The sequence below is a fragment of the Silvania hatchlandensis genome (genome assembly GCF_025564065.1).
Classification (GTDB): domain Bacteria; phylum Pseudomonadota; class Gammaproteobacteria; order Enterobacterales; family Enterobacteriaceae; genus Enterobacter; species Enterobacter hatchlandensis.
The window spans coordinates 51,548-64,002 of record NZ_JAMGZK010000055.1 but is presented as its reverse complement, the minus strand read 5'-3'; the positions used below and the strand labels follow the sequence as shown (position 1 = coordinate 64,002).

Genomic DNA, 12,455 nt, shown 5'->3' with positions numbered 1-12,455 from the left:
GAGTGAAGCAATGCATGTAAATGCCCCTGTAACGGCGCAACTGCGCCGTATCACCGCCACGGATAACCCGGCTATTGCCGGCGTTATCCGCCGGGTATCCGCTGAATTCGGCCTGACGGCCGATAAAGGCTATACCGTCGCGGATCCCAATCTCGACGAGCTGTACGCCCTGTACAGCCAGCCCGGCCATGCCTATTGGGTTGTCGAGCAGGATGGGTTAGTTGTGGGCGGCGGCGGCGTTGCGCCGCTCTCCTGCAGCGAGCCGGACATCTGTGAACTGCAAAAAATGTATTTTCTGCCCGTCGTGCGTGGACAAGGCTTAGCCAAAAAACTGGCCCTACTGGCGCTGGATCATGCCCGCGCGCAGGGTTTTACGCGCTGTTATCTTGAAACCACCGCCTTCCTCACCGAAGCCATCAGACTGTACGAGCACCTCGGCTTTGAGCATATCGACCAGCCTCTGGGCTGTACCGGACATGTGGATTGTGAAGTGCGGATGCTGAAAACGCTGTAACGCCTTTCCCGCCCCCTTCTGTTAAGCGGCTGTAAACTGAATGCTCTACACTCTCAGTTCAACACCAACATGGGGAAAAATGATGTCGACAATAAAAAGCTACGCCGCACCGCAGGCGGGTGCAGAACTTGAACTGTACGAATACGATGCGGGCGAGCTGAAAGCAGAAGATGTCGAAGTTCAGGTCGATTACTGCGGCATCTGCCACTCCGACCTGTCGATGATCGATAACGAATGGGGCTTCTCAAGCTATCCACTGATTGCCGGTCACGAGGTCATTGGCCGCGTGGTCGCGCTCGGCACCGCCGCGCAGGAAAAAGGGCTGAAAATTGGCCAGCGCGTGGGCATTGGCTGGACCGCTCGCAGCTGCGGGCACTGCGATGCCTGTATCAGCGGCAACCAGATTAACTGTCTCGAAGGCGCCACGCCGACCATTCTCAACCACGGCGGTTTTGCCGACAAGCTGCGCGCCGACTGGCAGTGGGTGATCCCGTTGCCAGACAGCATTGATATTGAATCCGCAGGTCCGCTGCTGTGCGGCGGGATCACCGTCTTCAAACCGCTCTTAATGCATCACGTCACCGCCACCAGCCGCGTAGGCGTCATTGGTATTGGTGGTCTGGGCCACATTGCGATCAAGCTGCTGCACGCGATGGGCTGCGAAGTCACGGCCTTTAGCTCGAACCCGGCAAAAGAGAAAGAAGTGCTGGCGATGGGTGCCGATAAGGTGGTCAACAGCCGCGATCCGGCGCTGTTGAAAGCGCTGGCCGGTCAGTTTGATCTGATCATCAACACCGTAAACGTCGATCTCGACTGGCAGCCATACTTTGAAGCGCTGGCCTACGGCGGCAACTTCCATACCGTGGGTGCCGTCATGAAGCCGCTGCCGGTGCCTGCGTTCACGCTGATTGGCGGCGATCGTAGCGTGTCGGGTTCTGCGACAGGCACACCTTATGAGCTGCGTAAGCTGATGAAGTTTGCCGGCCGCACCAAAGTCGCGCCAACCACCGAGCTGTATCCGATGTCGAAAATCAACGAAGCGATCCAGCATGTGCGCGACGGTAAAGCCCGTTATCGCGTGGTATTGAAAGCGGACTTTTAAGCCGTGATTGCCCGGTGACGCTACGCTTACCGGGCGTTTTCCACCTACCGTCCAAGTGCAGTAAACACCTCTGCTACCGCCACTGCGCCCGGATCGGTCACTCCCGCCAGATTCTCTTTATTCACATACGATGAGCGCCCTGCTCCGGCTTTTTGCATGCTGGCCGTGGCTTCTGAACCTTTTTTCGCGGCCTCTGCCGCAGCCTGAATATCCCCTTTCTGCAACGCTTCCAGCGCGGGCTGCAGGGCATCGATCAAGGTCCGATCGCCGAGATCCGCCCCGCCGTAGTGCTTCATCTGCTGGAGACCGTTTAGCAGCGCATCCGGCAGCGGTTTACCCTCATCCAGCGCCTGGCCCGCCGCCGTGAAGAAGATCGACATCAGCACACCGCTCGATCCCCCCATTACCGTTGCCAGTCGTTCGCCCACCAGCAGCAACAGCGAAGGCAGATCGTTCAGCGGCAGACGATCCTCTTCCAGCCATTGCGCAATATCCCGCGCGCCTTGCGCAAAGGTCGATCCAGTATCGCCATCGCCCACTTTGGCATCCAGGGCGTTCAGGCGGTTTTCCAGACCGATCAGGGTCTGCGTCGCCGTTGCGACGTACTGCGCCACCTGCGCATTTGCAGAAGGGGTAAACTCAACGCGATCCTGAAGCGCGGAGTGCGCCAGCGTACGCAGCGGGGAAAACGCCACCGGCTTCTGCCAGCCCAGAGTCTCCACCGGTGCGTTAAGCGCCCGCTCAAACCCTTCATTAAGCTTCAGCAGTGAGAGTGAAAAGCCCTTCATGTCCAGAGCACTCACCAGCGGCGCAGGGCCAATCAGATACGCAATGTTCTCTTTCAGCGCCGAATGCGCCAGCTCTTTGGTCAGCAGCGCCATCTCCAGCGCCGACACGCCGCCAAGATTGTTAATCAGCACCGCAAAGCGCCCCGCACCAGCCTGTTCGGCCAGCGGAGTGACCAGCGTGTCGATAATCGCTTTGCTGTTTTGCGACGCCACCACCGATGCCCCAGGTTCGCCATGAATGCCCAGCCCCAGCTCAACGTGGCCCTGTTTGATACGTCCCTCTTCCTCGTCGCTGCCCGGCAGATTGCAGGTTTGCATCGCCACGCCCAGACTCCAGAGGTTGTCGCAGACCTGGCGGGCAATATCACGCACGTCGCTTAGCGACTTGCCCTGTTCCGCCGCATGTCCGGCAATCTTATGCACCAGCGCCGTTCCGGCAATGCCGCGCGGCTGCTTGTTATCCGGCAGGGCGATATCATCCGCCACAATCACCATCTCCACTTTGAGTCCGTAGCGTTTGGCTTTTTCCGCCGCGAGGCCAAAGTTGAGACGATCTCCGGTGTAGTTTTTCACGATCAGCAGGCAGCCGCGATCGCCGGTAACCGCAACGATGGCGTTGAGCACCGCTTCCACGCTCGGCGACGCAAACAGATCGCCACAGACCGCGGCAGTGAGCATCCCTTTGCCGACAAACCCGGCATGAGCCGGTTCATGACCCGATCCGCCGCCGGAGATCACCGCCACACGGCTTTTATCCCAGTCGGCACGCACCACTACCCGAATCGCCGGATCGCTCTCCAGTTTGACGAGATTGCCGTGTGGGGCCGAGATCAGCATACCTTCGATGGCGTCATTAACCAGTTGTTTACGGTCGTTAAAAAAGAATCTGGACATAGTTCCTCAAATTATTGTTAGCCGTATGCAAAAGCATAGTCCGCACTGGATATTGCGCCGAAAACTGCAGAATTACCTCACTCATTTTACCGTCAGGTTGCCTATACTCGACGCAGGACTCAACGAGGAAGCGCATCATGAGTACACCCCTGCTGATTGCCCGCACGCTGGACAACGAGCTGTTTTTACTGCCCGCAATGGCGAACCGTCACGGCCTGATTACCGGCGCCACCGGTACGGGCAAAACCGTGACGCTGCAAAAGCTGGCCGAATCCTTTTCGGATATTGGCGTGCCGGTGTTTATGGCCGACGTGAAAGGCGATCTCAGCGGGATCGCGCAGGAAGGCATCGGATCGGAGAAGCTGCTTGAGCGGCTAAAAAACATCGGCATCACCGACTGGCAGCCGCAAAGCAATCCGGTGGTGGTGTGGGATATCTTCGGCGAGAAAGGCCACCCGGTGCGCGCCACCGTCTCCGATCTGGGGCCACTGCTGCTGGCGCGTCTGCTCAATCTGAACGACGTGCAGTCGGGTGTACTGAATATTATCTTCCGCATTGCCGACGAGCAGGGGCTGCTGCTGCTCGACTTGAAAGACCTGCGCGCCATTACGCAGTACATCGGCGATAACGCGAAAGCCTTCCAGACGCAGTACGGCAACATCAGCCCGGCATCCACCGGGGCGATTCAACGCGGGTTACTCACTCTGGAGCAGCAGGGCGCGGAGCATTTCTTTGGTGAACCGATGCTGGATATCAAAGACTGGATGCGCACCGACAGTAACGGCAAGGGCATCATCAACATCCTGAGCGCCGAGAAGCTGTACCAGATGCCGAAGCTGTACACGGCCACCCTGCTGTGGATGCTCTCTGAGCTCTTCGAGCAGCTGCCGGAAACGGGCGATCTGGATAAACCGAAGCTGGTGTTTTTCTTTGACGAAGCCCACCTGCTGTTCAGCGATGCGCCGCAGGTGCTGCTCGACAAGATTGAACAGGTGATCCGCCTGATCCGCTCCAAAGGGGTTGGGGTCTGGTTTGTTTCGCAGAATCCCGGCGATATTCCTGACAACGTGCTGGGCCAGCTGGGGAATCGCGTTCAACATGCCCTGCGCGCCTTTACGCCAAAAGATCAGAAGGCCGTCAAAGCCGCAGCACAAACCATGCGCGCCAATCCAGCCTTCGATACCGAAGCGGCCATCCAGGCGCTGGGAACCGGTGAAGCGCTGATTTCGTTTCTCGACGCCAAAGGCAGCCCGTCGATGGTGGCCCGCGCGATGGTCATCGCCCCCCGCTCGCGAATGGGGCCAGTCAGTGAGGATGAGCGTAATGGGCTTATCAACCACTCCCCGGTCTACGGTAAGTACGAGGATCAGGTGGACCGCGAGTCTGCATTCGAAATGCTGCAAAAAGGCGTTCAGTCCAGCCCGGATCAACAGGAGGCCCCCGCCGCTAAAGGCCAGCCTGCCGACACCGATGAGGGAATCCTCGGCGGCTTAAAAGACATTCTGTTTGGCAGCACCGGTCCGCGCGGCGGCAAGCGCGATGGCGTGGTGCAAACCATGGCGAAAAGCGCGGCGCGTCAGGTGACTAATCAGATCGTGCGCGGCATGCTGGGCAGTTTACTGGGCGGACGGCGACGATAACGCGGGGATCCACGGGGTACCGAGCGCTGAGCCCTGAACGCCCTGCTCATTCAGATAGCGGTCGAGTTCCACCATTCCCGTCCAGCGGTTCTCACACCACAGCGGTGCCAGCAGTGTTGGGCGGCGAGCGCTGGCGGAGATCCGGTGATAGACCACCTCCGGCGGCGTGTGGCGGATCATTTCGCCCGCCGTCAGCACGTACTCGTCCAGTTCGATCCCGCTCAGACGACCTGCTTCCCAGGCTTTGGCCATGATACTGCCCGTCACAATGTGCAGCGGGTGGAGCTTAATGCCGTCAACGCCGGTCTCGACGACTTTATGCAGGGTGTCCAGCGCGTGCTGCTGGTGTTCTCCCGGCAGGCCGACAATCAGATGGGTGCACACTTTCAGCCCGCGCTCGCGCGCCAGCCGGGTGGTACGCTGATAGCAGGCAAAATCGTGACCGCGATTAATGCGATGCAGGGTTTTATCGTGCGCGGTCTGTAACCCCAGCTCCAGCCAGATCTCATACCCTTGCTCTTTGTAGTCGCTGAGCAGATCGAGCACCGCCTCCGGCACGCAGTCCGGACGCGTACCGACGCACAGCCCAACAATGTTCGCCTGGCTCACTGCCTGCTGATACATAGAACGCAGTACCTGCACTTCGGCCCAGGTGCTGGTATACGCCTGAAAATAGGCCAGATACTGCTTCGCGCGATTCACCAACGTTGCCTGATGGGCGAGCTGGTCGGCAATAGATTGATGCTGCTGCGCCTCATCAGCAAAGGAGGCCACGTTACAGAACGTGCAGCCGCCGCGCCCGATGGTGCCGTCGCGATTCGGGCAGCTAAATCCCCCATGGAGCGACAGCTTATGGACCTTTTGCCCATACCGGCGCGAAAGATCCCCACCAAACATGTTGACTAATTTCTGTAACTGCATAATCTGATAGACCGCCCCGTTGAAAGGGGACAAGCCTGCCATTTTTAGCTTCCATCGGCGATGACCTGGATCAATCGTCATGGTGCGCTTTTATCTTTTGCATAATTACCCAAGATAACTGCAATTTCATTCACCCCTCTTTTAATTACTTTTCCTTATGTTCAGCAGGTTTTTTTCATTTATAGCGCCTGAGCTTCAAAACAGTGACATCATGCGGGTTTACGACTCATGGCAGAATAAAACTCCGCATAAATTGAGCCATTCAGCACGCTACAGCGATAATACCGCTTTCATATAGTGAGTCAGATCACACTACCCCAGCGGCTACTGTAAGGTTACAGGGATGTGAATTAAGGTAAATACCCAGCAATATCAATTAACTAACCCCCCTTTAGCACATTTCTGTATAAATAAGTTTGCCATTTGACCTATGTACCGATTCCCGATAAGTTGGAAATCCGCTGGAAGCTTTCTGGATGAGCAGCCTGCTCATCATATTTATGCAGTAATTGAGATTCCCTCTGAAGCAAGTCCTCAAACTTGTTTGACCTGTGCGAAAAGGATATTAAGAGGGCGAATGCGAGGTACGCGTATGACACGCAAACCCCGTCGCCGCACTCTTGCTGTGCCTGTGCGCCACGGTCCAGAGGAAAGTCCCGCAGAGCCTGGGGAGGTTCACTGATATGTTGTACGATAAATCCCTTGAGAAGGATAACTGTGGTTTCGGCCTGATCGCCCACATAGAAGGCGAACCTAGCCACAAGGTAGTGCGTACCGCTATACACGCACTGGCCCGTATGCAGCACCGAGGTGCGATCCTCGCCGACGGCAAAACCGGCGACGGTTGCGGTCTACTGCTGCAAAAACCGGATCGTTTCTTTCGCATCGTAGCGGAAGAGCGCGGCTGGCGTTTAGCCAAAAACTACGCTGTCGGCATGCTGTTCCTGAATCAGGATCCTGAAAAAGCTGCCGCCTCACGCCGCATCGTCGAAGAAGAACTTCAACGCGAAACCCTGTCTATTGTCGGCTGGCGCGATGTGCCTACCAACGAAGGGGTCCTCGGTGAAATCGCCCTCTCCTCGCTGCCTCGTATCGAGCAAATCTTTGTTAACGCACCGGCGGGCTGGCGTCCGCGCGATATGGAACGTCGTCTGTTCATCGCCCGCCGCCGCATTGAAAAACGCCTGCAGGACGATAAAGAGTTTTACGTTTGTAGCCTCTCGAACCTGGTGAACATCTATAAAGGTCTGTGTATGCCGGCTGACCTGCCGCGCTTCTACCTGGACCTGGCGGACCTGCGTCTGGAATCGGCCATTTGCCTTTTCCACCAGCGCTTCTCCACCAACACCGTACCACGCTGGCCGCTGGCCCAGCCGTTCCGTTACCTGGCACACAACGGCGAGATCAACACCATCACCGGCAACCGCCAGTGGGCACGCGCCCGTACCTATAAGTTCCAGACTCCGCTGATCCCGGATCTGCACGATGCCGCACCGTTCGTTAACGAAACCGGCTCCGACTCCAGCTCAATGGATAACATGCTGGAACTGCTGTTGGCCGGCGGGATGGATATCGTCCGCGCGATGCGCTTGCTTGTTCCGCCAGCCTGGCAGAACAACCCGGATATGGATCCGGATCTGCGTGCATTCTTCGACTTTAACTCCATGCACATGGAGCCGTGGGATGGTCCGGCCGGTATCGTTATGTCTGACGGTCGCTTTGCTGCCTGTAACCTTGACCGTAACGGCCTGCGCCCGGCGCGCTACGTTATCACCAAAGACAAGCTGATCACCTGCGCCTCCGAAGTGGGGATCTGGGATTACCAGCCTGACGAAGTGGTCGAGAAAGGCCGCGTTGGACCAGGCGAACTGATGGTGATCGACACCCGTGTCGGTCGCATCCTGCACTCTGCGGAAACCGATTACGATCTGAAGATCCGCCATCCGTACAAAGAGTGGATGGAGAAAAACGTCCGCCGTCTGGTGCCGTTCGAAGATCTGCCGGATCAGGACGTGGGCTGCCGCGAACTGGATGACGACACCCTTGCCAGCTACCAGAAACAGTTTAACTACAGCGCGGAAGAGCTGGATTCAGTGATCCGCGTGCTGGGTGAAAACGGCCAGGAAGCCGTCGGTTCAATGGGTGACGATACCCCGTTTGCCGTGCTTTCCAGCCAGCCGCGTATCATTTACGACTATTTCCGTCAGCAGTTTGCGCAGGTGACTAACCCGCCAATCGATCCGCTGCGTGAAGCGCACGTGATGTCGCTCGCCACCAGTATTGGTCGTGAGATGAACGTCTTCTGTGAGGCCGAAGGTCAGGCGCACCGCCTGAGCTTTAAGTCACCGATCCTGCTGTACTCCGATTTCAAACAGCTTACCACCATGACTGAGGAGCACTACCGCGCCGACACGCTCGACATTACGTTCGACGTGACCGAAGCGAACCTCGAAGACACGGTAAAAGCCCTGTGTGATAAAGCCGAGCAGATGGTGCGTGATGGCACGGTTCTGCTGGTGCTGTCCGATCGTAATATCGCGAAGAACCGCCTGCCGGTTCCGGCGCCAATGGCGGTCGGTGCGATCCAGACCCGTCTGGTGGATAAGAGCCTGCGCTGCGACGCCAACATCATTGTTGAAACCGCCAGCGCCCGCGACCCGCACCACTTCGCCGTGCTGCTGGGCTTCGGTGCAACGGCCATCTATCCGTACCTGGCCTACGAAACGCTGGCAAAACTGGTCGACGGCCGCGCGATCGAAAAAGAGTACCGCGCGGTGATGCTGAACTACCGTAACGGCATCAACAAAGGCCTGTACAAGATCATGTCCAAAATGGGCATCTCGACCATCGCCTCTTATCGCTGCTCGAAGCTGTTCGAAGCCGTCGGTCTGCATGACGATGTCGCCGACCTGTGCTTCCAGGGCGTGATCAGCCGTATTGGCGGCGCAGGCTTTAGCGATTTCCAGCAGGATCTGCTGAACCTCTCCAAACGCGCCTGGCTGGCACGCAAGCCACTGGATCAGGGCGGGCAGTTAAAGTATGTCCACGGTGGCGAATACCACGCCTACAACCCGGACGTGGTGCAAACTCTGCAGCAGGCCGTGCAGAGCGGCGAGTACAGTGATTATCAGCAGTATGCGAAGCTGGTTAACGAACGTCCTGCAGCCACGCTGCGCGATTTGTTGGCGGTGAACCCGGACGGCGAGACGGTCAATATCCACGATGTGGAACCGGCCAGCGAGCTGTTCAAACGCTTTGATACTGCTGCGATGTCTATCGGCGCCCTGAGCCCGGAGGCCCACGAAGCGCTGGCTGAAGCGATGAACAGCATCGGCGGCAATTCGAACTCCGGCGAAGGCGGCGAAGATCCGGCCCGTTATGGCACCAATAAAGTGTCGCGGATCAAGCAGGTCGCTTCCGGTCGCTTCGGTGTGACGCCTGCGTATCTGGTTAACGCTGACGTGATTCAGATTAAAGTCGCGCAGGGTGCAAAACCGGGCGAAGGCGGTCAGTTGCCGGGTGATAAAGTGACCCCGTACATCGCCAAACTGCGCTACTCGGTACCGGGCGTGACGCTGATCTCCCCGCCGCCGCACCACGATATTTACTCGATCGAGGATCTGGCGCAGCTGATTTTCGACCTGAAACAGGTCAACCCGAAAGCAATGATCTCCGTGAAGCTGGTGTCTGAACCGGGCGTTGGCACCATTGCCACCGGGGTGGCAAAAGCCTATGCGGACCTGATCACCATCGCTGGTTACGACGGTGGTACCGGTGCAAGCCCGCTCTCGTCGGTGAAATACGCAGGCTGTCCGTGGGAACTGGGCCTGGTGGAAACCCAGCAGGCACTGGTGGCCAACGGTCTGCGTCACAAAATCCGTCTGCAGGTGGATGGCGGTCTGAAAACCGGTCTCGACATCATCAAAGCGGCAATTCTGGGCGCTGAAAGCTTTGGCTTCGGCACCGGCCCGATGGTGGCCCTGGGCTGTAAATACCTGCGTATTTGTCACCTGAACAACTGCGCAACGGGTGTTGCAACCCAGGACGAAAAACTGCGTAAAAACCACTACCACGGCCTGCCGTTCAAAGTGACTAACTACTTTGACTTCATCGCCCGCGAAACCCGCGAACTGATGGCGCAACTGGGCGTCACGCGTCTGGTGGATCTGATTGGCCGTACCGACCTGCTGAAAGAGCTGGAAGGCTTTACTGCCAAGCAGCAGAAGCTGGAGCTGTCCCGACTGCTGGAAACCGCCGAGCCGCACCCAGGCAAAGCCGTCTACTGCACCGAGAACAACCCGCCGTTTGATAATGGCGTGCTGAATGCCCAGCTGTTGCAGCAGGCAAAAGCATATGTCGATGACAAGCAGAGCAAAACCTTCTGGTTTGATATCCGCAACACCGACCGTTCCGTTGGCGCTACGCTTTCGGGCTACATTGCTCAGACGCACGGTGACCAGGGTCTGGCAGCCGATCCGATTACCGCCCACTTCAGCGGCACCGCAGGCCAGAGCTTTGGCGTATGGAACGCCGGCGGCGTGGAGCTGTACCTGACCGGCGATGCCAACGACTATGTCGGCAAAGGCATGGCGGGCGGTCTGCTGGCGGTGCGTCCTCCGGTGGGCTCGGCGTTCCGCAGCTGTGATGCCAGCATCATCGGCAACACCTGTCTGTACGGTGCCACCGGCGGTCGTCTGTTCGCCGCAGGGCGTGCGGGTGAGCGTTTCGCGGTGCGTAACTCCGGTGCAATCACCGTGGTGGAAGGTATCGGCGACAACGGCTGTGAATACATGACCGGTGGGATTGTCTGCGTGCTGGGCAAAACCGGGGTTAACTTTGGCGCCGGTATGACGGGCGGCTTCGCCTACGTTCTGGACGAGAGTGGCGACTTCCGCAAGCGCGTGAACCCGGAGCTGGTGGAAGTGCTGGATGTTGAAACCCTGGCAATCCACGAAGAGCATCTGCGCGGCCTGATTACCGAGCATGTGCATCATACCGGTTCTTCGCGCGGCGAAGAGATCCTGGCTAACTGGCCGGCGTTCTCCTCGAAATTCGCGCTGGTTAAACCGAAGTCCAGCGATGTCAAAGCACTGTTGGGTCACCGTAGTCGTAGCGCAGCAGAGCTGCGTGTGCAGGCGCAGTAAGGAATTCAGATGAGCCAGAACGTATACCAGTTTATCGACTTGCAGCGCGTTGATCCGCCAAAGAAGCCGCTGAAGATCCGTAAAATTGAATTTGTTGAAATCTACGAGCCGTTTTCCGAAGGCCAGGCCAAAGCACAGGCAGACCGCTGCCTGTCCTGCGGCAACCCGTACTGCGAGTGGAAATGTCCGGTCCATAACTACATCCCGAACTGGCTGAAGCTGGCTAATGAAGGGCGTATTTTTGAGGCAGCCGAGCTGTCTCACCAGACCAACACCCTACCGGAAGTGTGCGGCCGCGTGTGCCCGCAGGATCGTCTGTGCGAAGGTTCCTGCACCCTGAACGACGAATTCGGCGCGGTCACCATCGGCAACATCGAACGCTACATCAACGATAAAGCGTTCGAGATGGGCTGGCGCCCGGACATGACCGGCGTGCGTCAGACCGACAAACGCGTGGCCATCATCGGTGCAGGTCCGGCCGGTCTGGCCTGTGCCGACGTGCTGACCCGTAACGGCGTCAAAGCGGTGGTGTTTGACCGTCACCCGGAAATTGGCGGTCTGCTGACCTTCGGTATCCCGGCGTTCAAGCTAGAAAAAGAGGTTATGACCCGCCGCCGTGAAATCTTCACCGACATGGGCATTGAGTTCCAGCTGAACATCGAAGTAGGCCGCGACGTGCAGCTCGACGATCTGCTGAAAGAGTACGATTCCGTGTTCCTCGGCGTTGGCACCTATCAGTCAATGCGCGGCGGGCTGGAAAACGAAGATGCATCGGGCGTATTCGACGCACTGCCGTTCCTGATTGCCAACACCAAGCAGATGATGGGCTACGGCGAAACTGCCGCTGAGCCGTACGTCAGCATGGAAGGCAAACGCGTGGTGGTGCTCGGTGGTGGTGATACCGCGATGGACTGCGTGCGTACATCCGTGCGCCAGAATGCGACCCACGTGATCTGCGCCTATCGTCGTGACGAAGAGAATATGCCGGGCTCCCGACGCGAAGTGAAAAACGCGCGTGAAGAGGGTGTCGAGTTCCAGTTCAACGTCCAGCCGCTGGGTGTGGAAGTGAATGCCAACGGCAAAGTCTGCGGCGTGAAGATGGCGCGTACCGAAATGGGCGCACCGGATGCCAAAGGCCGTCGTCGCGCCGAAATCGTCGCAGGCTCCGAGCATGTGGTGCCAGCCGATGCCGTCGTCATGGCGTTTGGCTTCCGTCCGCACAGCATGGAGTGGCTGGCGAAGCACAGCGTCGAGCTGGACTCTCAGGGCCGCATCATTGCGCCTGAAGGCAGCGACAACGCGTTCCAGACCAGCAACCCGAAGATCTTTGCCGGTGGCGATATCGTGCGCGGTTCTGACCTGGTGGTGACCGCCATTGCCGAAGGCCGTAAAGCGGCTGAAGGCATCATGAACTTCCTCGAAGTGTAAACACAACGGCCCGGTGAGATCCTC

At 58.1% G+C, this 12,455-nt stretch carries 7 protein-coding genes; 5 read left to right on the top strand and 2 right to left on the bottom strand.

The genetic code is table 11. From position 1 onward, the window contains the following. Window positions 1-10: 10 nt before the first annotated feature. Both M8014_RS21165 and ahr read left to right on the top strand, forming a co-directional pair. Window positions 11-514, top strand: coding sequence for a GNAT family N-acetyltransferase (locus M8014_RS21165; RefSeq protein ID WP_271284343.1), 504 nt, complete (start codon window positions 11-13; stop codon window positions 512-514). 82 nt (window positions 515-596) lie between these two features. Beyond that, on the top strand, window positions 597-1,616 hold the full coding sequence (gene ahr, locus M8014_RS21160) for an NADPH-dependent aldehyde reductase Ahr (protein WP_271284342.1): 1,020 nt from the start codon (window positions 597-599) through the stop codon (window positions 1,614-1,616). A gap of 44 nt (window positions 1,617-1,660) precedes the next feature. Here ahr and M8014_RS21155 read toward each other — a convergent pair whose 3' ends face one another. Beyond that, on the bottom strand, window positions 1,661-3,298 hold the full coding sequence (locus M8014_RS21155; protein WP_271284341.1) for a dihydroxyacetone kinase subunit DhaK: 1,638 nt from the start codon (window positions 3,296-3,298) through the stop codon (window positions 1,661-1,663). A 137-nt stretch (window positions 3,299-3,435) separates the two neighbouring features. On the opposite strand from M8014_RS21155, the gene M8014_RS21150 reads away from it, so the two are divergent. Then, a complete protein-coding gene (locus M8014_RS21150) occupies window positions 3,436-4,938 on the top strand; it encodes a helicase HerA-like C-terminal domain-containing protein (RefSeq protein WP_271284340.1) in 1,503 nt (500 codons plus the stop codon). Here the strand turns inward: M8014_RS21150 and mnmL are convergent. Then, window positions 4,915-5,859, bottom strand: coding sequence for a tRNA modification radical SAM protein MnmL/YtqA (gene mnmL / locus M8014_RS21145; RefSeq protein WP_271284627.1), 945 nt, complete (start codon window positions 5,857-5,859; stop codon window positions 4,915-4,917). The two genes, M8014_RS21150 and mnmL, sit on opposite strands and share 24 nt — an antisense overlap. A gap of 683 nt (window positions 5,860-6,542) precedes the next feature. Here mnmL and gltB point away from each other — a divergent pair. Together gltB and M8014_RS21135 are read left to right on the top strand one after the other, a co-directional pair. After that, window positions 6,543-11,003, top strand: a complete 4,461-nt coding sequence (gene gltB, locus M8014_RS21140; RefSeq protein WP_271284339.1) for a glutamate synthase large subunit — start codon at window positions 6,543-6,545, stop codon at window positions 11,001-11,003. A gap of 9 nt (window positions 11,004-11,012) precedes the next feature. After that, window positions 11,013-12,431, top strand: a complete 1,419-nt coding sequence (locus tag M8014_RS21135; RefSeq protein WP_271284338.1) for a glutamate synthase small subunit — start codon at window positions 11,013-11,015, stop codon at window positions 12,429-12,431. The last annotated feature ends 24 nt before the right edge of the window (window positions 12,432-12,455 follow it).